Source organism: Rhizobium leguminosarum, assembly GCF_002953715.1.
Classification (GTDB): Bacteria; Pseudomonadota; Alphaproteobacteria; order Rhizobiales; family Rhizobiaceae; genus Rhizobium; species Rhizobium leguminosarum_V.
The window spans coordinates 539,078-558,872 of sequence record NZ_CP025013.1; the positions used below are offsets into that span (position 1 = coordinate 539,078).

General features: G+C 59.2%; 18 protein-coding genes and 7 pseudogenes. 18 read left to right on the forward strand and 7 right to left on the reverse strand.

Annotation, left to right across the window (positions count from 1 at the left end):
• The first annotated feature begins 103 nt into the window (after positions 1 to 103).
• From CUJ84_RS26940 to CUJ84_RS26960, 5 genes and pseudogenes are all read left to right on the forward strand, one after another.
• A complete protein-coding gene (locus CUJ84_RS26940; RefSeq protein WP_105008727.1) occupies positions 104 to 997 on the forward strand; it encodes an SDR family oxidoreductase in 894 nt (297 codons plus the stop codon).
• Positions 998 to 1,017: 20 nt separating this feature from the next.
• Positions 1,018 to 1,149: pseudogene (locus tag CUJ84_RS26945) on the forward strand (non-homologous end-joining DNA ligase); the annotation flags it as partial.
• Between the two features lie 171 nt (positions 1,150 to 1,320).
• Positions 1,321 to 1,794, forward strand: coding sequence for an Hsp20 family protein (locus CUJ84_RS26950; protein WP_105008728.1), 474 nt, complete (start codon positions 1,321 to 1,323; stop codon positions 1,792 to 1,794).
• 74 nt (positions 1,795 to 1,868) lie between these two features.
• Positions 1,869 to 2,168, forward strand: a complete 300-nt coding sequence (locus tag CUJ84_RS26955; protein ID WP_028734430.1) for a DUF982 domain-containing protein — start codon at positions 1,869 to 1,871, stop codon at positions 2,166 to 2,168.
• A 9-nt stretch (positions 2,169 to 2,177) separates the two neighbouring features.
• Positions 2,178 to 2,456, forward strand: a complete 279-nt coding sequence (locus CUJ84_RS26960) for a hypothetical protein (protein ID WP_105008729.1) — start codon at positions 2,178 to 2,180, stop codon at positions 2,454 to 2,456.
• 149 nt (positions 2,457 to 2,605) lie between these two features.
• Here the strand turns inward: CUJ84_RS26960 and CUJ84_RS26965 are convergent.
• Positions 2,606 to 2,735 (reverse strand): annotated as a pseudogene (locus CUJ84_RS26965) (DNA polymerase IV); the annotation flags it as partial.
• 183 nt (positions 2,736 to 2,918) lie between these two features.
• Between CUJ84_RS26965 and CUJ84_RS26970 the strand changes: the two are divergent.
• The gene (locus CUJ84_RS26970; RefSeq protein WP_245457597.1) at positions 2,919 to 3,332 is read left to right on the forward strand and encodes a DoxX family protein; all 414 of its coding nucleotides are present in this window, start codon (positions 2,919 to 2,921) and stop codon (positions 3,330 to 3,332) included.
• 16 nt (positions 3,333 to 3,348) lie between these two features.
• Here CUJ84_RS26970 and CUJ84_RS26975 read toward each other — a convergent pair whose 3' ends face one another.
• Positions 3,349 to 3,732, reverse strand: coding sequence for a winged helix-turn-helix transcriptional regulator (locus CUJ84_RS26975; RefSeq protein ID WP_105008731.1), 384 nt, complete (start codon positions 3,730 to 3,732; stop codon positions 3,349 to 3,351).
• A gap of 48 nt (positions 3,733 to 3,780) precedes the next feature.
• On the opposite strand from CUJ84_RS26975, the gene CUJ84_RS26980 reads away from it, so the two are divergent.
• On the forward strand, positions 3,781 to 4,590 hold the full coding sequence (locus CUJ84_RS26980) for an SDR family NAD(P)-dependent oxidoreductase (RefSeq protein WP_105008732.1): 810 nt from the start codon (positions 3,781 to 3,783) through the stop codon (positions 4,588 to 4,590).
• 6 nt (positions 4,591 to 4,596) lie between these two features.
• On the opposite strand, the pseudogene CUJ84_RS39405 reads toward CUJ84_RS26980, so the two are convergent.
• Positions 4,597 to 4,805 (reverse strand): annotated as a pseudogene (locus CUJ84_RS39405) (hypothetical protein); the annotation flags it as partial.
• 647 nt (positions 4,806 to 5,452) lie between these two features.
• Between CUJ84_RS39405 and CUJ84_RS26995 the strand changes: the two are divergent.
• The 4 genes and pseudogenes from CUJ84_RS26995 to CUJ84_RS27010 all read left to right on the forward strand — a co-directional run.
• On the forward strand, positions 5,453 to 6,157 hold the full coding sequence (locus CUJ84_RS26995) for a carbonic anhydrase (RefSeq protein WP_105009184.1): 705 nt from the start codon (positions 5,453 to 5,455) through the stop codon (positions 6,155 to 6,157).
• Between the two features lie 4 nt (positions 6,158 to 6,161).
• The gene (locus CUJ84_RS27000; protein WP_105008734.1) at positions 6,162 to 7,691 is read left to right on the forward strand and encodes a SulP family inorganic anion transporter; all 1,530 of its coding nucleotides are present in this window, start codon (positions 6,162 to 6,164) and stop codon (positions 7,689 to 7,691) included.
• 334 nt (positions 7,692 to 8,025) lie between these two features.
• A complete protein-coding gene (locus tag CUJ84_RS27005; protein ID WP_003554970.1) occupies positions 8,026 to 9,207 on the forward strand; it encodes a Fic family protein in 1,182 nt (393 codons plus the stop codon).
• 184 nt (positions 9,208 to 9,391) lie between these two features.
• Positions 9,392 to 9,561, forward strand: a pseudogene (locus CUJ84_RS27010) (SDR family oxidoreductase); the annotation flags it as partial.
• Between the two features lie 224 nt (positions 9,562 to 9,785).
• Here CUJ84_RS27010 and CUJ84_RS27015 read toward each other — a convergent pair.
• On the reverse strand, positions 9,786 to 10,514 hold the full coding sequence (locus CUJ84_RS27015; RefSeq protein WP_105008735.1) for an SDR family NAD(P)-dependent oxidoreductase: 729 nt from the start codon (positions 10,512 to 10,514) through the stop codon (positions 9,786 to 9,788).
• A 95-nt stretch (positions 10,515 to 10,609) separates the two neighbouring features.
• Between CUJ84_RS27015 and CUJ84_RS27020 the strand changes: the two genes are divergently transcribed.
• Positions 10,610 to 11,032: a winged helix-turn-helix transcriptional regulator gene (locus CUJ84_RS27020; RefSeq protein ID WP_105008736.1), complete on the forward strand. Its 423-nt coding sequence runs from the start codon at positions 10,610 to 10,612 to the stop codon at positions 11,030 to 11,032.
• Here CUJ84_RS27020 and CUJ84_RS39410 read toward each other — a convergent pair.
• Positions 10,917 to 11,162: pseudogene (locus CUJ84_RS39410) on the reverse strand (hypothetical protein); the annotation flags it as partial. The gene CUJ84_RS27020 and the pseudogene CUJ84_RS39410 sit on opposite strands and share 116 nt — an antisense overlap.
• A gap of 507 nt (positions 11,163 to 11,669) precedes the next feature.
• Here CUJ84_RS39410 and CUJ84_RS27035 point away from each other — a divergent pair.
• Entirely contained in the window at positions 11,670 to 12,257 is a 588-nt protein-coding gene (locus CUJ84_RS27035; RefSeq protein ID WP_105008737.1) for a TetR/AcrR family transcriptional regulator, read from the forward strand.
• Positions 12,258 to 12,521: 264 nt separating this feature from the next.
• Here the strand turns inward: CUJ84_RS27035 and CUJ84_RS27040 are convergent, their stop codons facing one another.
• Positions 12,522 to 13,163 carry a TetR/AcrR family transcriptional regulator gene (locus CUJ84_RS27040; RefSeq protein WP_105008738.1) on the reverse strand — a complete coding sequence of 214 codons (642 nt, stop codon included), beginning with the start codon at positions 13,161 to 13,163 and terminating at the stop codon, positions 12,522 to 12,524.
• 90 nt (positions 13,164 to 13,253) lie between these two features.
• Between CUJ84_RS27040 and CUJ84_RS27045 the strand changes: the two genes are divergently transcribed.
• From CUJ84_RS27045 to CUJ84_RS27060, 5 genes and pseudogenes are all read left to right on the forward strand, one after another.
• A complete protein-coding gene (locus tag CUJ84_RS27045; RefSeq protein ID WP_105008739.1) occupies positions 13,254 to 14,027 on the forward strand; it encodes an SDR family oxidoreductase in 774 nt (257 codons plus the stop codon).
• 559 nt (positions 14,028 to 14,586) lie between these two features.
• A pseudogene (chrA, locus tag CUJ84_RS27050) lies at positions 14,587 to 15,776 on the forward strand (chromate efflux transporter).
• 12 nt (positions 15,777 to 15,788) lie between these two features.
• The gene (locus CUJ84_RS27055) at positions 15,789 to 16,586 is read left to right on the forward strand and encodes a sulfurtransferase (protein ID WP_105008740.1); all 798 of its coding nucleotides are present in this window, start codon (positions 15,789 to 15,791) and stop codon (positions 16,584 to 16,586) included.
• Positions 16,587 to 16,664: 78 nt separating this feature from the next.
• Positions 16,665 to 16,907, forward strand: a pseudogene (locus CUJ84_RS39320) (VOC family protein); the annotation flags it as partial.
• Between the two features lie 489 nt (positions 16,908 to 17,396).
• Positions 17,397 to 18,200 carry a sulfite exporter TauE/SafE family protein gene (locus CUJ84_RS27060; RefSeq protein WP_105008741.1) on the forward strand — a complete coding sequence of 268 codons (804 nt, stop codon included), beginning with the start codon at positions 17,397 to 17,399 and terminating at the stop codon, positions 18,198 to 18,200.
• Positions 18,201 to 18,431: 231 nt separating this feature from the next.
• Here CUJ84_RS27060 and CUJ84_RS27065 read toward each other — a convergent pair whose 3' ends face one another.
• Complete coding sequence (locus CUJ84_RS27065) at positions 18,432 to 19,754, reverse strand: NtaA/DmoA family FMN-dependent monooxygenase (protein ID WP_105009185.1); 1,323 nt, start codon at positions 19,752 to 19,754, stop codon at positions 18,432 to 18,434.
• Between the last annotated feature and the right edge of the window lie 41 nt (positions 19,755 to 19,795).

Sequence of the window (19,795 nt, forward strand, 5' to 3'; positions counted from 1 at the left end):
AAAAGTTTGTTCCGAGCTAGCGGCGTTACAGGAACAAAGGGATGAAACGGGCGTTCGCAGACAGTCATCCGCATGCAATTCGCAAAAAACCTTGGGTGTCATTATGAGCGACAAGACCTCCATGAACGATCCTCGCACGCTTTATCCAGCACCGCCTTTCCCAAACCAGCCGCAGCAGGCGCCTGGACTCGCCCGCAAGATGAATCCCACGCCGGATCACGGCGAGGAGAGTTATCGCGGGTCGGGCAAGCTCACTGGCCGGAAGGCACTCGTCACTGGCGGCGATTCCGGCATCGGCCGTGCTGCAGCAATCGCCTTCGCCCGTGAGGGGGCCGACGTGGCCATCGCCTATCTTCCGGACGAAGAGGCGGATGCCAAGGAGGTGATTGGCCTTATCGAAGCCGAGGGCCGTAAGGCCGTCGCGCTTCCGGGCGACATCAAGGACGAGGCATGGTGCCGGCAACTGGTCGACAAGGCGGTCTCTGATCTTGGCGGTCTCGATATCCTCGTTGTCAATGCTGGCCGCCAGCAGTACCGCGAAAAGATCGAGGAGTTGTCGACGGAGGATTTCGACAAGACGATGAAGACCAATCTCTATGCGCTTCATTGGATTGCACAAGCCGCCGTGCCCCGTATGCCGGCGGGATCCGCGGTGATCACCACGGCCTCCATCCAGGCTTACCAGCCGTCACCGATCTTGCTCGACTATGCCACGACAAAGGCCGGTATCGTCGCCTATACGAAGGCCCTTGCCAAGCAACTGATTGAGCGTGGCATTCGCGCCAATGTCGTCGCACCCGGACCGGTCTGGACGGTTCTCCAGCCGAGTGGTGGGCAGCCAGACGAGAAGGTGAAGAACTTCGGCAAGGACAGCGACTTCGGTCGTCCGGGCCAGCCGGTCGAACTGGCTCCCGTATTCGTCCTGCTTGCATCGCCAGAAGCAAGCTTCATCAACGGCGAGGTCTATGGTGTCACGGGCGGCAAGGGCGTCGCTTGATGGGATCGTCTTCACAGGTTGTCTTCGCCCAGCCAACGCTGATTGCCGAGATCGAATTCCAGGGCTGGACCGACGACGGCAATCTCCGGCACGCATACTACAAAGGCTTGCGCGAAGTTCAGGATAATGCCGCAGTTTATGCGCTTGATTGAGCCGATGGCCAGGTGAAGAAACCGCGTCAAATTTTTTCTACTGCTGCTCTTGAATCCAAATATGCCAAAAACCAAATCGATTGCCGCCAGCCGCTGATAAAGGGCTGGCCTTGCTGGAGGCGCCGTCTTTCGGCGCTTCCGTATCCATGTTGCTTCAAGGAGGATATGGCTATGGCAACATCCCACGACTATGCACCGCTTTACCGTTCGAGCGTCGGCTTCGACCGGGTTTTCAATCTTCTGGAAAACGCCCAGCGCGCCCGGTCGATCAGCGACTGGCCGCCCTATGACATTGTCAAGACCGGTGACGACACCTACCGGATTTTGATCGCGGTGGCGGGCTTCACCCAGGACGAACTGGACATCACCTTCCAATCCAATCTATTGACGGTCACCGGCAAGAAGCAGGAAGTAGCTGCCGAGAGCTACCTGCATCGCGGCATTGCCGGCCGGCCGTTCGAGCACCGGTTCGAACTCGCCGACCATGTCAGGGTCACCGGAGCGGACCTCAGCAACGGACTCCTGTCGATCGATCTGGTTCGCGAGATCCCCGAGGCACTGAAGCCACGCAAGATCTCGATCGAGAGCGCTCCTGGTTTGATGTCTCCTGCTCCCGCGCAGATCGAAGCGCACAAGGCAGCTTGACCCGCATTGACCGCAGAACAAGGGCGCCGTCACTACGGCGCCCATCAACATTCCGGGTTGGGAAGGAGAGAGCGATGAAACCCGATATGTTTAGACAGCCTGTTTCCATTCTCGTCGGCCTTGGTTTCCCAGCAGAGGTTCGCTGCGTCATGGATGCCTACCGGCATCTTTCCGAATGGCCGACATCACTCAGGGACAGCACGCATGCGATTGCCCTGAAGGCCTGCAGTGCGGCACTGCGTGGCGAGATTGAAGCAGAAACCGCGCGTGGTCTGTTTGCGGCCTTCGCCGAGAAACATGATCTGCTGGCGCCGGAAACCAATATGATCGCGGCCTCACGCCTGCGGCGTGACCGGGATCCACAGGTACAGTGAGGTGGTTCGATGACGCATGACATGTTGCAGCAGGCGGCCAGCAACGCCATGAGGATGGGTCCGGCGGTCTTGCTTCAGGGTATGGAGCTTCAGCGGCCAATCGATGTGGTGAGAGCGCCGGCTCTTTCCGTCGATGATAAGCGAACGATCCTCGCGGCCTGGGCCTCCGACTTTTACGCTATCGATTCGATGCCGGCTCTCCGCCAGCTGCCGGGAACAGCAGAGCCAGTTCCGATCGATGAAGTGCAGTCTGCCCTGCAAGAACTCGATCGGCGCTACGGTGTCTGACTGATCGCGCGTTCAGGCGGCCTGCTTCATCAACTTGGCGAGCCGCTTGATCGCCTGTTCGAGGGAACGCTGCCCATCGAAATAATCCTGCCAGGCGCTCGCCGCACCTCCTCCGCGGCAGGCTTTTCGTTTTCGGCGCCTTGTTCCTGCTACAGATTTAGATCGAGTTGCGTGCCCCTCGGTCGCGTGGCTTGTCTGATCGTTGGTCAGCGACGAGAGCGTGACGCCGAGCAGGCGCACGGACAGCTTGAAGGGATAGACGGTTGCCAAGCTGCTGGACCGTTTGGGTCTCGTTTCTCACAGCATCGGATGGGTGTTCAACAACTTCCCCCCGGCCCAGGTCTACCGCATTACCCGTCGCTGAACGCGATAGGCTGGTTGCCGTTTCGAAGCCCGCGGGGCGTCCCACCGGAGCGTTGCCTGGGCAACGCGTTTCACCTCAAGGAGAATATCTTGCAACATCTGATCTCCAATCCTGTCGTCGGCGTTTGGGCGCCTCGCGCACTGTCAGTTCAAAGATTCGCCGCAGGACTGGTCTTCTTCCCACATGGGACCCAGAAACTTTTTAATTTTCCACCCCGCGAGGGCGGGGCGGTTGAGCTCTTCTCGTTCATGGGGTTCGCAGGGACGCTAAAGGTAATTGGCGGAGCCCTGATCATGCTTGGGCTGTTTACCCGGCCGACGGCCTTTATCCTCTCCGGCATGATGGCCGTGGCTTATTTCATGGCCCACTTCCCCCGCAATTTCTATCCGACACTCAATGGGGGCGATGCTGCGATCCTGTTCTGTTTTGTGTTTTTCTATATTAGCACCACAGGAGGCGGCCCATGGGCTCTGGATACCTCTCGCTCCGCCAAAACTGTCGCTGCCAACTGAGGAGAACGACACAGCGTTATTCGGTCGACCCGCCGCGAAGCCGGGAGAATTCCCGCATCGACATCAGGACCGGCATCAGGCTGTGGCCCGAACTTGTCAGCCCATATTCGACACGCGGCGGTTGCTCGCCGAAATTTCGTCTCGTGACCAGTCCATCGTTCTCTAGTTCCCTGAGATGCTGCGTCAGCATTTTTTGCGAGATGTCCGGAATGTCCCGCAGGAACTGCGAGGTCCGCATCGACGGCTCCGCGAACAGTCGGAATAGGATCGGCAGCTTCCAGCGTCCGCTGATCATACGAAGCACTCTGGTGACATGTGCGACCGATCCGGCTGGACCCAGGCAAACCTCCTTGTCTCCGTATTCGACAGGCACTTTTAAGTGCGTAATTGCCTCGTTCATCGTCCTGTCCTCTTATGAAGCCCTGACCTCTCATATGGACATTACAGGATGGATTTGAAACTTGAAGGCAAGGTTGCTCTGGTTACGGGCAGCAGCAAGGGTATCGGCGAAGGAGTGGCCAAGGGGCTTGCGCGTGAAGGTACCATCGTCATCATCCACGGCCGCAACAAGGCGAAAACCGAGGATGTCGCCCACGATATCGTCGCCCAGGGCGGACATGCGTATGCCGTCGTCGGCGACCTGACGCACGACGACGAGGTGCAACGCCTCGTCGCTGATGCGCAGGCTTTCGTAAGGCCCGTCGATATTCTGGTGAACAATGCGGGCGGCTCCGGCGAGACCGAAGACTGGGCCACGACTCGTCTCGAGACCTGGGCGGCCGGCTACGACCGAAACGTCCTTGCGGCAGTTCGGGTAACCGCCCGCCTGCTGCCGGGCATGCGGGCGGCGAAGTGGGGGAGGGTCGTCAATATCTCCAGCCTTGCAGGGCTTATGCCGTCCTCGAAAAGACCTGACTACGCTGCGGCCAAGGCGGCCATGATCGCGATGACCGCCTCGCTCGCCAAGGCTGTTGCTGCGGATGGGATCACGGCAAACACAGTTTCTCCCGGCACAATCCACAGCGTCAGCCTAGACGAGGCCTTCCGGAAGGTGGCGTTGAACCATGGGATTGCTGTCGATGCGCCGTGGACCGAAATTGAGCAGACAGTGTTGCCGATGTTCGCCCAAGTTCCCGTCGGACGGGTCGGCACGCTTGAAGAAATCGCCGATGCCATCGCTTTTCTCGTCAGCCCGCGAGCCAGCTACATCACCGGCACAAACCTACGGCTGGATGGAGGGATGTGGCCTGGTTGCTGATGCCTATGCTCTTAAGCACGGGTGGAGGCCGTAACCGGTGGGGCCGGCCTCGTAGCAGAAATGCACGTGATCAAACTTTGCGGCTATACGGTGGATAACGCGGCGCATGCTGGCATCCGCTGCTTCAGCCTCGCCGACATACGGATCTCTCCGTTCCGGCCAGATTCAGCAAACATCACGAAGCCAATTTCGTGCATGGGCATTGCCAACGACATGAGTTCTTCGCTCCAGAGGTTTGTGGGAGCGAGCATATCGGCTACATCCGTGACCGCAAGATCACGACCGCTCCTGGCGCTTTCCTGCCTAGTGAAAGTTCCTCGATGATTGGTGGGCTCGGCATGGACATCGCGGCCCTCACCGGCGGAGACAGACTATTATGCCGAGCCTTCGATCCTGGATTACAGGAAATCTCGGGCTTTCGAGAATGGGCTCGGCATAGTCTCGGGCTCGGGATAAGCCCGGACCTGCATATCGATACGCTGAAGGTGAAGGCCAGGAATTTTCACTAAAGAAACCGAGCGCGTTGAGCACTTCGCATGAGTGGCTGGGCAGACGTCCACAGGCTAGTTCCGTAGGTCGGCTTTCGAGTAACATCCGGTGCGGCAGAAAGGCCCACGGCCGACGGCCAGTCGTTCAGGCCACTTGCCGAACTCCATGTTTGCCAGCGCGATCACGGAATTGGGCGATATCAGCGGCAACAGCAGATCACATTTGTTCAAAAAATGTTGCGATGCAATATGCTGCCGGGCTCTTCTTTTGCTCTCGTCTTGTCCTTTATTGTGCACGTGCGAACAGATCGCTTCTGCAACCCGCCGGACGAGAGACATTCCTCCCAGTGTCCGGCCAGAAAGAGGATCCGAATATGGGTGATCTCCTGAAAGGCATCTCCAGTTTTCGCGGCGCCGTGTTCCCGAGTCATTCGGCGCTTTACCGCAAGCTGGCGCGCGAGGGCCAGCAGCCCCATGCCCTGATGATATCTTGTGCCGACAGCCGCGTGATGCCGGAAACCATAACGCAGTCCGGACCCGGCGATCTCTTCGTCTGCCGCAATGCCGGCAATATCGTTCCTCCCTTCTCGACCCTCAATGGTGGGGTCTCTTCCGCAATCGAATATGCCATCCTGGCGCTCGGCGTCAGCGACATTGTTGTCTGCGGTCACTCCGATTGCGGGGCGATGAAAGGGCTGTGCCACCCACAAATGCTGGAACCAATGCCGAATGTCGCAGCCTGGCTGCGGCACAGCCACGCCGCCTATTCGATTGTTTGCCAAGCCTATCCCGACGATCTCTCCGAAGCTGACCGTGTGCGCGCGGTAGCAATGGAAAACGTCCTTGTGCAGCTCGACCATCTAAAGACCCATCCGTCTGTAGCTGCGAAGCTTGCGACCAACGAGATCACGCTACACGGCTGGTTCTTCGACATCGGGACAGGCGAGGTCCAAGTCTATGACGGGGTTCTGGCGAGGTTTACGGAGACACAGGAGGGGGAGCCGCTGCCGGTCGCCTTCACAGGACGAGGCCATCCGCATGTCATGCCGCGGATTGCCGCAGCGCTTGCCGGGGAGTAGCGCCATGACAAAAAACGTTTCTGCGTTCGCGCGCGACCTCGCTTCGTCTCTGGTGGTTTTCCTTGTCGCCATTCCGCTCTGCCTGGGAATAGCGATCGCCTCCGGGGTTCCAGTGGCCATGGGGCTTATCTCCGGTATCGTAGGTGGCATCGTTGTCGGCCTGCTGGCAGGCTCGCCTCTGCAGGTCTCTGGGCCGGCCGCCGGTCTAGCCGTCATCGTATTTGGATTCGTCGAACAGTACGGTGTAGCCATGCTGGGTCCCGTGCTGCTTGTCGTCGGAGTTCTGCAGATCCTGGCGGGTTTCCTGAGAGTTGGCTCCTGGTTCAGAGCGATTTCTCCGGCGGTGGTTCATGGGATGCTGGCCGGCATCGGCATTTTGATCATCCTGGGACAGATCCATGTTCTCATGGGTGCCAAGCCCGCAGCAGGCGGCATAGAGAACGTCACCGCTATCGACGAGAGCGTCAGCCGGTTAACGGGCGCCAATGTCACCAACGAGGCCGTCGCACTGTTGGTCGGCATCATCGCTCTTCTTGCGATGGTGTGTTGGGAGAAATTCCGCCCGAAATCACTGTCGCTGGTCCCGGGAGCTCTTGTCGGTGTTGCTGCCGCTACAATCTTGACAACCACGCTTGAACTCCCGATCGCCCGCGTGGACGTGCCCGCCTCTCTAGTTGACAGCATATCCTTTCCGACGGCCGGGAATATGGCCCAGCTTGTGCAGCCGGGCATTATTTTAATGACGTTGATGATTGCCGTCATTGCAAGCGCCGAAACGCTTCTTTCCGCGGCCGCCGTCGACCGAATGCACGATGGAGAACGTACCCGCTTCAACAAGGAACTATTCGCCCAAGGCGTCGGCAACGGCCTTTGTGGATTGCTCGGGGCATTGCCGATCACGGGTGTCATTGTTCGATCATCGGCCAATATCCAGGCCGGAGCTCGCACGCGCACCTCGGCAATATTACATGGCGTTTGGATCCTGGCGTTGGTGGCGCTTTTACCGGGCGTGTTGGGAATGGTGCCGTTGACGGCGCTTGCCGCCGTACTGCTCGTCACTGGCTGGAGACTGATCAGTTTCCACCATGTGCGTCACTTGTTCGAGCACCATGGTCTTGTACCGGTCGGGATCTGGGCAGTGACGGTGGCAATGGTCGTCGTGCAGGATTTGCTGGTCGGCGTGGCGCTCGGCCTTGCGCTGTCGATTCTGGAAATTCTCCCCTATCTGCGCCGAAAGCTTGTGATCAGGCATGCTGAGATCGACGACGAAATTCATATCCGTTTGCGCGGAGCGGTCACCTGCAAAGACGTGCCGGCGCTACTCAGCACGTTCGAAGGGCTACCCGACGGCCGCAAAGTAAATATCATCGGCAAACACCTATTTTACATGGATCACACGAGTGCTGAGACGATTAGCGAATGGCTCCGGCGCGAGACGAAATCTGGCCGAATCGTCGAGATCCACCCGCCCCGGGCCGCCCGACATCCTCGCCTCAAGCCGCTGTTTGACCGATTCTCAGCCGAAGCCGCCTGAACCTGCGAGGAGGGGCAAATCCGATGCCCTTCCGCTCCGCAGCGTGGAAGCCCCAAATCAATGTCTTTGCGCGAGCCGCGTCAAGGGACGCTCGCCGACCAGGGTTGGCGCTTGCGCCGTTGTCGTGCAACGTCGAGCTCCGCTTCAATGCCCCAAGCGCAAGTTCCATAAATTTGGGTTATCCAACTCGAACCGATCATGAGGTCTTCGGGTCGCATCCTTTCAAGGCGCTCGACTGGGGCGTACGCTTATTTAAGAGCGCTTACCTTAGCTGCTTCGTTATTTAAGCGAAGGCCCACTTGCTTAAATAGTAGCTGAAAATCATAATCAGCCCATGTCTGATTCCGAGCTAAATCAGCGGTTCGGCCGCTTTGTTGAAACAGCAGTTGCTGGCGAAACCGTGCGGGCATTCGTACCTCCGCCATTGCCGCCTATGCCTGCCATTGATGTGCTTTCACTTCTGGAGCGTCTTAGCTTGGCGGAGCGAGCTCTCGGACGGCTAGATGGTATCACGATGCTGCTCCCTCGTCAGGAGCTCTTTCTTTACATGTATGTCAGGAAGGAAGCTGTTCTTTCCTCGCAGATCGAAGGAACACAGTCAACGCTCTCCGACCTTCTGCGTTTTGAGACGGAAGCGCAGGCGGGACAACCTATCGATGATATCCGCGAAGTTTCGAACTACGTCGATGCCATGATGTATGGTTTGGAACGACTGGAATCTCTGCCAATGTCCCTACGCCTGATCCGTGAAATGCACGCGCGATTGCTGCAAAGTGGGCGCGGCGGTACCAAGAATCCCGGCGAATTCCGGCGCTCGCAGAATTGGATCGGGGGGACACGACCTGGCAATGCGCTCTTCGTGCCGCCGCCTGTCACGGAGATGGACACCTGCTTGGATGCGCTCGAAGGTTTCATGCATGAAGATCGGTCGCGGCTGCCTGCACTCATCAAGGCCGGCCTTCTGCACGTCCAGTTCGAAACGATCCATCCATTCCTGGATGGCAACGGTCGTATCGGCCGCTTGCTAGTCACGCTCTACCTTTGCATGAATGGGGTTCTGCGTAAGCCACTACTGTATCTAAGTCTTTACCTGAAGACCCATCGAACGGAATACTATCGACTGCTCCAGGAGGTCCGCGAACACGGCAGTTGGGAAGGTTGGCTCGACTTCTTCCTTACCGGCGTCGCCGACACCGCAAACCAGGCATTTGACGCCGCCACTCGGATCGTCGAGGTGTTCAAGGAAGACCGCGAGCGCATCACAACTGAAAGCGACCGAGCCGGTTCAGCGCTTCGCATCCATGATCTTTTTCAGCAAAATCCGTTCCTGACGGCAAATCAGCTTGTTCAAAAGACGGGCCTATCGGCCCCTACCGTCAATGCGGCACTCACCGATCTGGAGCGGTTCGGCATAGTTGAGGAGGTGACCGGCCGCAAGCGTGGTCGCGTTTTCAGCTATAGACGGTATCTCGCGATCCTTAGTGAAGGCACCGATCCTCTTCCCGCAGCAGTTTGAAAACCAACCAATTCACCGGTCTGCGGTTCGAGTCCCATCAAGGCGAAGGCAAGCGAGCCGCGCCTTAGCCGAGACTTGCAGCGAACCGCTTGGCGGCATCTCTCTCCCGCTGAAACAGCTTGGCGATAAAGTCGACGAGCACACGGGCCTTCAGGGGAAGCAGGTTCGGTTCGCGTAATAGATCGAGATGAACCCTAAAGACGGGCAGTTCGCAGAAATGCTGAAAACCTTGCCGCGCTCGGTCGCTAGGGGCAGCCGGAGGATATCGCGGCGGCGGTCGCATTCCTTGTCGGCCGCGACGCCGGCCACATCACCGGCGCCACTCTGAACGTCGATGGCGGACAGTCCGCATAAATCTCGCTTCCGCACATGAAAACCCAAAAGGAAGAAGACAAGTATTGGTATCACTGCGGCGGAAAACATCGGCGCTGCCCACGGGCACTGGCCCGCAACGGCATTGCAGCGACGATTGTGACCTTGGAGATGGCTGCATCACCGATCGGGAAGAACGGGTCGCCAGCCACCCTGCCTACTCAATTTAGATTAGGTCTCGTTCCCGGCGCCGTCGAAGGCGGTCGTCAAACCTGAGCCATACCCCCGTCAACGACAAGTTCCGCACCAGTCGTGAAACTGCTCTCGTCGCTTGCAAGGAACAGAACCGCAGCCGCGACCTCATCCGGCCGGCCCATGCGCCCGAGAGGGATCATACTGGATAGTGCGTCTCGAATTTCCTGTGAGGCCGCCGCCATCATCGCCGTATCGGTCGGCCCAGGGCTGACGACGTTGACGCGGATGCCTTTCGGAGCGAGTTCGTTAGCCCATGTGCGTGTGAACGAACGGACCGCGGCTTTCGTCGCACCATAGACTCCATAGCCCTTGGTGCCTATATCGCCCGCAATGGAGCCAATCAGCACAATCGCTCCACCGGGCTGCATGAGGTCGATGGCTTCCCGTGTTGCGAATACGAGGGATCGGACGTTCAAGCCGAATGTCCGATCGAAATGATCCTCAGAAATGTCTCCAAGGAGTGCGTATTCGGATAGGCCCGCGTTCACGACAAGCACGTCAATGCGGCCTTGCTCCGATCGTATCTCCTCAAAGACGCGCTGAAGATCGATGTTGTTACTGGCATCCGCCTGGATCGTGTGGATGCTGCCCATGCCGGCCAAGTCTGGTTGGCTCTCCGCGCCCTTGCGGCTGGTCGCGTAGACCTGCGCTCCTTCGCTGGCGAACCTTTGAGAAACGGCTCCGCCGATACCACCAACACCGCCGATCACAAGGGAAACCTTGTTTGCTAATCTGGTCATGTTCACTCCACCAACAATGATGAAGTCAGGATATATTCTCTATACCTACGGTCAATTACGCACTATATGTAAAGCAGATATCAGGGAGTATATCTATGCCCGCGACGAACGAAGGTCCGATCATCAAAGCTTGCACGTCTCAAAGCCACAAAGCTGTCTCTGCCGAGGCATTGCTCGACGTTGAGAAGGCGCGGCCGGTGCTTGAGCAGATCGCCAACAAGTGGTCAGTCCTGATCCTCACCGTCCTGTGTACTCGGCCGTCACGCTTTAACGAGATCATGCGGCGCCTCGACGGTATCACGCACAAAGCGCTCGCCGACGCACTGAAGCGACTGGAGCGCAATGGACTCATTCGCCGTGAAGTGCTCACGACAACGACACCTGTCGGCGTCGAATATACCATCACCTCGCTCGGCCGCTCTCTTCAGCAGCCGTTCGAGGCGCTCTACGCTTGGTCCATGACCTACGGTCCGGAGCTTGAGCGCGCGCAAGACGAATACGATCGGGTCCGAGATTAGCTAGTCTGCGAATACCAGCGATCTGATCGCCGACCACGCGGGGCAGGACAGCGATCCCAACGCCTTGCCCGCACATGCGCCCCTGAACGTTGCGGTTATTCGATCCCAGGAGCGGCCTGGCTTTAGAAAACTGGTTCCGGCTGATCACTCGCGAATACTAAACGGGCGCTTCGTCCCTTACGTCACAAGGGCCTTGAGCGCAATCAAACAGCAAAGCTCCTCCTTAGAAAAGGCATCAGCATATTAAGGACCTCCTCAGGCGCATCTTCCGGCTGCAGATGACCGCCAGATATTGCTCCCCCGGTGACGTCGTCTGCCCACTGTCTCCAGACTTCGATCGGACTCCTACCGTCGGATTGTCTATTTCCTTGAGGCCAGGATACGAGAACAGGGCAGCGAAGTTTGCGACCTTCCCTGCGATCAGCCCGATCATGTTCCAGATCCTCCTGCAATGCCGATCGATAGTCTTCGACGATGGCGTGTCGTACGCTCCGTTGGCCGAACGCCTCGTGATAGACATCAGTGGCCTCCTGCTCCAGGAAATCACGCCCCTCTGTCATCCTGGCCAGAACGCGCTTGAGATAGCCGCGTGGATCCAAATCAAGGAGATGCTCAGCAAGGCCATCCGGTTGCGCGAATGGATAAGCAGATAAAAAGGCGGCGCGGCGGGCCTCGTACATTCAACCGTGAAGAGGCGATCGACATCGCCATGCGGCTGTTCTGGCGGCACGGCTATGAAGGCGTATCGCTCAATGACCTGACGGCCGCGATCGGGATTGCGCCGCCGAGTCTTTATGCTGCGTTCGGGAGCAAGGCTGAGCTATATCGCGAGGCTCTGGACCGATATGCCGGAATTCCGGGCGCGCTTCTAAACCTGGATGCAGCATCGACACAGGACGAAGTTGTGGCGGCGATCTTGCGTCAAGGCGCTGATGCCGTGACCGATCCTGAGGGAGAAAGAGGATGTATGGTATCAAGCGGCATGCTCCAATGCGCCGAAGAACACGCTTCCCTTGCGCTGGCCGTGTCGAAGCGCCGAGACGCGATGCGGGAAGCGATTTCTGAAGCATTAGGCCGATGGCTCGATCCGGACCGTTCGAAATCCCTCGCCCGCTTTCTGGTCGTCGTGCTTCAGGGCATGTCTGTCCAAGCCCGAGATGGTGCCACGCGCGGGGAACTGGAAGAGGTCATTGAAGAGGTATTACGGATCCATCGAGTCGGCTAATTCGCACTGCCCAAGGCTGCAATCTCATTGCTCAATTAGGCTGCTCTTGATGGCCTCGGTTGCTGGGTGGGCAAAGTTCCCCGTACAATGCCTTTCCGCGACTTCGATCTCTTATGACGTGGGATATAAAAGCCCGAACCAGTTCAGCGGGAATATGCGCGACTGTTCGGATTGCCGCCGTCGAGGGACCTAGAAAGGGCGCTTACACCGAATCCACCTCAACGTGGAAGACGCAAGGTGCGCGTAAGCACGATCCGACGCGGTTCACGTGTCTCCACGCCGAACCGCTCTAGGGGCTGCGCTCCCAGGCCAGGCCGTGAGTGCGAGATCGATCAGCCGCTTCAGCCGCGCATTGCAGGCGCCATCGCAGGCCTGTGCAGACATGCCCTGGATAATAGCCCCGTAGAAGCGAGCGAGCGTATCGGTATCGGTCTGGGGCGGCAACTCGCCTTCCTCGATGGCACGGTCGAAGCGAGCTTTAAGGGTCTGCACCGACGCCTCGCGCAGGGCCGCTGTCATTTGCGCGACGGATGCGTTTTCTTCGGCATGCTGCAGGACGGCGGTCGAGACCATGCAACCTCGCGGCTTGTCCGGTTGCGTATCACCGTCTGCGATGTCGTAAAGGAAGAGGGTCAGGGCTTCGTATACAGGGAGGTCTGATGCTAAGATTTCCAACCGGCGGCTGGTTTCACGGGCGATGCTGAAGTCGAGCGCCTGACGGTATAACTCTTCCTTTGAGCCGAACATCGAATAGAGGGTCGGCGGATTGATACCCATGGCCTTCGTGAGATCAGCGGTCGAGGTCCCTTCGTAGCCACGTTCCCAGAACAAGCGCACCGCGATGTCGAGCCCGACGTCGCGATCGAGCACGCGCGGCCTTCCTCGTTTACGGACTGGACTCTCCATTAAAATAGCGATCCCTATTAATGTCGTTGACAGGTGGCTTAAGCCTCTTATTATAGGGATCCCTATTTAATTTATCAACGGAGTGTTCCCATGTCCCAGAGACTAGCAAACAAGATAGCTCTCATCACCGGAAGTTCGCGCGGTATCGGCCGGGCGGTTGCTCTTGCGTTTGCGAAGGAGGGTGCGGAGCTAATTGGCGTGCACTACACGGCCAACGTGGATGCGGCCAATGCCACCGTACGCGATATCGAGGCACTTGGTGTCAAGGCCGTCGCCGTGAAGGCCGATCTCAGACAGGGCAAGGAGGCGGCCGACAGCCTCTGGGCGCAGTTCAGCGAAGCCGCGCGTACCGAGACGGGCTCGTCAGCTCTCGATACTCTAGTGAACAATGCGGGCATCGCGCCGGCACTGCCGCTGAAGCAGACGAGCGAAGCTGCTTTCGACGAGGTCATGACGATCAACTATAAAGCGCCGTTCTTTCTGATCCAGGCAGTGGCCGACCACATTCGCGATAATGGTCGCATCATCAATGTCTCGACTGGATTTACGCGGATCGCGGCGCCGACGCATCCCGCCTATGCGGCCTCCAAGGGGGCGCTGGAGACATTGACACTGGCGCTGGCACCTGAATTTGCAGCTCGCGGGATTACGGTCAATGCCGTGCTGCCGGGTGTGACGGAGACGGACATGAATGCCGAATGGCTGGCATCGCCGGACGCGCGCGCCGGCGCCGAAGCCCTCTCGGTCTTCTCACGTGTAGGACAGGCGGAGGACGTCGCCGACGTCATCGCTTTTCTTGCATCGAACGATGCGCGTTGGACGACGGGCCAGATGATTGATGCGACGGGTGGCGCCCGGATCTGATCAACCCCGAGCCTCCGCTATGTGTGCAGCCATTCAAATCGCTGCAGAGGATGAATGCTTGACGAAGTGCCGGTTGAGGTCCGGTTCCCCGTCACCAATGAGACAAGATCGCGCTCGCGAGCGCGATCTTGCATTCATCCACTCGGCGGGCGCCTACCTGCGAGGTTAGCGGGCCAGAGAGCCACGCGGACCAGTTGCCATCGGCCACGAGCGCGGCAGAACGGCGACCGCAACGACGCCCGGCGCATTATTTCGATAAGCAGTCGATGATCGCTCGGTCGGAGCCTTCGACTCCTGGGCCTCCTCGACGAGTTTGATCACGCGGGCAACCGTATTGTCAGAAGCTTGGGCAGTTGGTGCCTAAGTGACATTGTCATGCATCCTAAGAGCTTTAATCTGCCCACACGCTCGATCAGGGTTGACTCAAAATCCCCCATCATATTTTCCGTCATTGCCCGGCATGGTGAGAACCTATTCTCAGGCCTCGGGCATTACGCTCTATGCAAACCGAGTTGCCGCGACGTCTTGCGGGACTGAGTACGAGGGATTTTTTGGGCCAGTGGATGATCATGCAGACCAGGGTTCTCCCTTCGAAGTCTTCCGAGTGTTCCTGAAACTCGGCCTCATCTCGTTCGGGGCCTAATCGCGCATCTCGGTTACTTCCGTGACGAACTGGTCGTTCGAAGACAATGGATCGACGAAAAGGGGTATGCGGACCTAGTGGCGCTCTGCCAATTCCTTCCCGGACCGGCGTCGAGCCAGGTTGGCTTTGCCCTAGGAGTTTTGCGGGGCGGCGGCGGAGGCTTTGCCGCCTGGCTCGCCTTCACCATGCCGTCGGCCATTATCCTAGTTGCTTTCGCGCTTGGTGCAGCCGCGTTCAAAGGTCCTCTTGCCGAAAGTTTTCTCCATGGCCTGAAACTGGTCGCTGTCGCGGTCGTCGCCCAAGCCATTTGGGGAATGGCCCGAACGCTCACACCAGATCGAGTGCGTGCAGGCATCGCGCTTGCCGCGATTGCTATCGTTGTGGTCTTCACCGGTTCTTTTGGGCAGGTCACGGCCATCGGCATTGGAGCGTGCGCGGGCCTGTGGCTGTGCAGTGCTGACGCGACACCGATTTCCGGACAACTAAACTTCCCTGTCTCCCGGCGGGGCGGCGGCGTGGCACTCATTCTTTTCGCATTACTTCTCCTGCTGCCCCCGCTTGTCGTCAGTGCAACCCATTCTCAAGGTCTCGCTCTGTTCGACGCTTTTTACCGGTCGGGCGCATTTGTCTTCGGCGGCGGGCATGTGGTGCTTCCTTTGCTTCAAGCAGAAGTCGTTACGCACTGATGGGGCAGTAACGAGGAATTCCTGGCGGGTTACGGCGTCGCTCAAGCAGTGTCGGGTCCGCTTTTCACGTTCGCCGCCTATCTCGGCGCGGTGATGGGACCTTCGCCAAATGGCGTTGTCGGTGCGGAGGTGGCGCTGGTGGGGTTGCTACTGCCGGGCATGTTGCTGGTCTATGGCGTGTTGCCGTTCTGGGACGGACTCCGCTCCAAAGCTGCCCAGGCTGCAGTGCGGGGGGCGAACGCGGCTGTTGTCGGCATTCTCGGCGCGGCCCTCTACAACCCCGTCTGGACAAGCGCTGTCCTGACGTCGTACGATTTTGCGCTTGCGCTTGCGGGCTTCCTCCTTCTGGCCGTCTGGAAGTCGCCTCCATGGATCGTAGTCGTTTTGTTAGCTTTATCCGGCACAATTTTGAGCATCTGAGAAGGAATCCCGATGTCGCACGACCCTGTCATCGAGCCAATCGCACTTCCGTCCTTAGGGGGCTTCCGTCTGCTCGACGTGCGCGAGCTGGCCGCGTTTGAGGGCGATCATCCGGCCAGCGCCGTCCGCGTGCCTATCGAGGTGTGGGAGGCGGCGGCGAAGACTGGCGAGACGTCCTTCGAAAACGTTGACTATTGGGAACGTGCAATCGCCACGCTCGGCGTGGATGGTCAAATGCCCAACGTCGTTTATGATGATGGCCGGATGACCGAAGCGGCACGGGTATGGTTTATCCTCCAATATTTTGGCGCAAGAACTTTGATTTTGAACGGTGGATGGCCCGCGATCCGTGGGCATGAGGACCTGCTGGCGACCGCCGAGAGGCCTGCCGGCACGGCAACGTTCAGGGCGCAACCAGGGTCGGGACCGGTCGGGTTGGTAGACCGGAAGTCACTGGCGGCCGAGCTTGACAGGGATGTTCGGATTTTCGACGCGAGGACCAAGGACGAGTTCGCTGGCGAGGACCTTCGGCGCAACGCTCGCGGCGGTCATCTCCCAGGCGCACGCTTGCTTCCGCATTCCCATTTGCTCGACAGTGGCCTCTTGAAGCCTGCCGAAGACTTGCGCGAGCTTCTGACCGCTGCCGGGTTCCAGCAAGGCGACCATGTCGTCACGCATTGCGATGGCGGTGGCCGAGCGGCGCTCGCGGCCGCTGCCGTCGCCCGGGCCGGATATGAGGATGTCCGCGCCTACTATCTCAGTTTTGCCGACTGGGCGAAAGACGAAAGCTGCCTGATTGTTCGAGACTGAATGACTTGGAAGCCAACCGTGAAGGAGATCATGGCGACTGTCAGCGTACGTTATATCGTGGACGACGTGGATGCAGCAATGGCGTTCTATGCAACGCATCTCGGCTTTTCCGTCGCCGCCCATCCTGCTCCGAGCTTCGCGATCCTGGTACGGGGAGATTTGCGCCTGCTTGTGAACGGGACGACGGGGCCGGGCGGAGCGTCTCAACCGATGCCGGATGGCCGCAAGCCCGCGCCTGGCGGCTGGAATCGGATTCAGCTTGAGGTCACGAACCTTGACGTCGAAGTCGCCCGCCTACGGTCGGCGGGAATTCGTTTTCGCAACGAGATCGTGACCGGCATGGGTGGAAAGCAGATTCTGGTCGATGATCCGGCTGGTATCCAATCGAGTTGTTCGAGCCGCCACAGAAGTAGTCCCGACCAAATGTCACCTCTCAGTGGCGCTTCCGCGCGTAGGGCCGCTTATCGATTGACGTTAAGGCAAATAACCGAAGCCACCCAGCTGGATCACGGAAGGCCCTGGTGGTGCCGGGTTTGTGGAAATCGCCGATGCTGTAATCACTGCACGGACTGGAAGTTAGGAACTGGTTGCACTCGATGTTCCTCCCTTGTCGCACGTTCGGACGATTTTTGCGGCGTCATCGATCGCGATTTTGCGTTCAGCCTGCCAAGGGGCGAGGTGGCGAGTTCGCCTGTGGGGTTCGCCGGTAAGCCGGCATTCACGAGAGCGTGCCACCATCGACAATTTTCTGCGTTTCCATCTGCCATACCGACTGTCCTGCTGCGTGATATTTATGCATACATATCGCCCATGACTGACACCGCCAACACACCACTTCCCCGTCATCCTGCTGCTGCTTTCGGTGGAGGAGCCATTATTGGTGCCCTCGGAGGTCTCATCGGCCTGGGAGGCGCCGAGTTCCGCCTTCCGACCTTGATCGGGTTCTTCAATTTTGCAGCCCTAGAGGCAGTCATCCTCAACAAGGCCATGAGCCTCGTCGTCGTCGCGACCGCGCTCCCCTTCCGGGCTGGTAGCGTGCCCTTCGGCGCTATAGCCGATAACTGGCCGATCGTTCTCAACCTCCTCGCGGGGAGCCTGATCGGCGCTTGGTTCGGCGCAGGCCGGGCGACCAAACTTCAGTCAGAGACGCTCTACAAGGTCATCGCCATCATGCTCGCGGCGATCGCGATCGTTCTGATGCTTGGGCACGACGCCTCAGCCGGCCGACCTCTATTGACGGGCGTCTCCCAGCTCGTTGCCGGCGTTATTGCGGGCTTCATCATTGGCATCGTCGCCGCGCTGCTTGGCGTCGCGGGGGGCGAACTTCTGATCCCGACGCTGGTGCTTCTGTTCGGCGCGGATATCAAGCTCGCCGGTAGTCTCTCGCTCGCGGTGAGCCTGCCAACCATGCTGGTCGGCTTCACCCGCTACAGTCGCGACCAGAGCTTCTCCGTCGTCGGCCGCAACAAGGCTTTCCTGCTCATAATGGCTGCTGGATCGATCGTCGGTACGTTTATTGGCGGGCTGCTGCTTGGTATCGTTCCCAATGCGGTGTTGCTGCCGGCATTGGCAATCATTCTCCTGGTTTCGGCGTTGAAGGTGTGGCGACATTAGGCGATGGGCGGAACGGACGGTTCATAATTTCATCACGCTGTTTCGGCATCCAAACCATAGGTCGAGCCCCGGATCATCCTAGCGGCCGCTCGCTATGCTTGCCCAAGCATGAGCCTATTCCGTCCCCCTAGCTGCCCGCGTGGTTGCCTATGTATTCGAGCGCGGCGCGTCGTCAAAGCCTTTGGCGACTTGTGAAAGCTCTCTACGTCTCAAGCCGGGAACGACTTGCCGTCAGCCTGTTTGCGATGCCTGAATGGCGGTCGGTGACGCAAGCGGCGGCAGCTCCAGATTGGAGCGGAAATCCTCTCCGACATAATCGGTGTCGATCAGTTGACGGCGCCGGAGTTCAGGAAGCAGACCGTTTACCAGCAGATCCTCCTGGTCGGGATTGCCGAAGCCATGCAGCGACAAGACATCGAGAACGCCGGCAATGACGCGCTCTTCGATCGCATCCGCCAGCTGTTCCGGCGTGCCGGCAACCGACCAATGGCCGGTCTCTTGCGCCTGAATGATCAGTTCGCGCAGCGTCAGTCCCTGGCGCGCGTAGCGACGAAAGATCTCCACTCTCCCGCGCCTGCGGTTGATGCTGGTCACCTCCGGCAGCAATGTATCCGGTAGTGGCCTGTCCAGCGGCAGACCGGAGAGATCGAGATCGCCGCCCAGCATGTCGGCAAGCTTCAAGCGACCCTGCTCGTAGTCAATGCGCTCGTGTTTTTCCTTCAGGCGCCGCGCCACGTCGGCGTCGGACTCGCCGATCACCGCGTGGAAGGAATTCATGATGAAGGGCAGATCGCTTCCACGACCGAAACTCACTGCGCGACGGCGTAAATCGGTCGCGAAGGCAATGGCGTCCTCGAGCTTGGGCTGTGAGGTGTAGACGACCTCTGCGTAGCGCGCGCCCACCGTCACCCCGGCTTCGGACTGTCCGGCCTGAAACTGGACCGGGCGGCGCTGCGGCAAGGGCGGCACGTTCAAGGGGCCTGCGACACTGAAGTGCTTGCCGCGATAGTCGATGCGGTGGAACTTGGCCGGGTCGATGCCGACGGCTCCGGAACCCTTGCGCTGGGCTGCGTCCCGTTCATTGGCATCATAAAGCGCGTTGACGACCTCGATGAATTCGGCGGCGCGCTCGTAGCGTTCTTCCGGGCTCGGTAGCGTCTCTCCGAAATTCTCTTCGCCGACGGAGGAGGTCACCGCGTTCCAACCGGTGCGGCCGCCGCTGGCGTGATCCAGCGTGCCGATCTGGCGCGCCAGATTGTAGGGGTGATGGAAGGTGGTCGAGACGGTGGCGATCAGGCCGATCTGCGATGTCGCCTGGCTGAGCGCCGCAAGAGCAATGATCGGCTCCTGTATGCCGGCCGTGCCGGCAAGGCCGGCCGGGTCGATATGCAGAAGATCGGCGGTGAACAGGCCGGTGATCTTCTCGGCCTCGGCTTTGCGGGCAAGTTCGACGGCGCGCTTCGCTCCCGTCGATGGCTCGATGTCATTCGATGCGGAGATGACGCTGCTTGCGCCGGTCAGGGTCTTCAGGCGACGTTTGCGGGTAGGGGTCATGACAGATGTCTCGCAGATTGAATTCATGTCTCCGGCAAGCT

What these genes read in the sequence shown, in the direction of transcription:
- CUJ84_RS26940 (WP_105008727.1), top strand. Translation starts at nt 104, where the DNA reads ATGAGCGACAAGACCTCCATGAACGATCCTCGCACGCTTTATCCAGCA.
- CUJ84_RS26950 (WP_105008728.1), top strand. Translation starts at nt 1,321, where the DNA reads ATGGCAACATCCCACGACTATGCACCGCTTTACCGTTCGAGCGTCGGC.
- CUJ84_RS26955 (WP_028734430.1), top strand. Translation starts at nt 1,869, where the DNA reads ATGAAACCCGATATGTTTAGACAGCCTGTTTCCATTCTCGTCGGCCTT.
- CUJ84_RS26960 (WP_105008729.1), top strand. Translation starts at nt 2,178, where the DNA reads ATGACGCATGACATGTTGCAGCAGGCGGCCAGCAACGCCATGAGGATG.
- CUJ84_RS26975 (WP_105008731.1), bottom strand. Translation starts at nt 3,732, where the DNA reads ATGAACGAGGCAATTACGCACTTAAAAGTGCCTGTCGAATACGGAGAC.
- CUJ84_RS26980 (WP_105008732.1), top strand. Translation starts at nt 3,781, where the DNA reads ATGGATTTGAAACTTGAAGGCAAGGTTGCTCTGGTTACGGGCAGCAGC.
- CUJ84_RS26995 (WP_105009184.1), top strand. Translation starts at nt 5,453, where the DNA reads ATGGGTGATCTCCTGAAAGGCATCTCCAGTTTTCGCGGCGCCGTGTTC.
- CUJ84_RS27000 (WP_105008734.1), top strand. Translation starts at nt 6,162, where the DNA reads ATGACAAAAAACGTTTCTGCGTTCGCGCGCGACCTCGCTTCGTCTCTG.
- CUJ84_RS27005 (WP_003554970.1), top strand. Translation starts at nt 8,026, where the DNA reads ATGTCTGATTCCGAGCTAAATCAGCGGTTCGGCCGCTTTGTTGAAACA.
- CUJ84_RS27015 (WP_105008735.1), bottom strand. Translation starts at nt 10,514, where the DNA reads ATGACCAGATTAGCAAACAAGGTTTCCCTTGTGATCGGCGGTGTTGGT.
- CUJ84_RS27020 (WP_105008736.1), top strand. Translation starts at nt 10,610, where the DNA reads ATGCCCGCGACGAACGAAGGTCCGATCATCAAAGCTTGCACGTCTCAA.
- CUJ84_RS27035 (WP_105008737.1), top strand. Translation starts at nt 11,670, where the DNA reads ATGGATAAGCAGATAAAAAGGCGGCGCGGCGGGCCTCGTACATTCAAC.
- CUJ84_RS27040 (WP_105008738.1), bottom strand. Translation starts at nt 13,163, where the DNA reads ATGGAGAGTCCAGTCCGTAAACGAGGAAGGCCGCGCGTGCTCGATCGC.
- CUJ84_RS27045 (WP_105008739.1), top strand. Translation starts at nt 13,254, where the DNA reads ATGTCCCAGAGACTAGCAAACAAGATAGCTCTCATCACCGGAAGTTCG.
- CUJ84_RS27055 (WP_105008740.1), top strand. Translation starts at nt 15,789, where the DNA reads ATGTCGCACGACCCTGTCATCGAGCCAATCGCACTTCCGTCCTTAGGG.
- CUJ84_RS27060 (WP_105008741.1), top strand. Translation starts at nt 17,397, where the DNA reads ATGACTGACACCGCCAACACACCACTTCCCCGTCATCCTGCTGCTGCT.
- CUJ84_RS27065 (WP_105009185.1), bottom strand. Translation starts at nt 19,754, where the DNA reads ATGACCCCTACCCGCAAACGTCGCCTGAAGACCCTGACCGGCGCAAGC.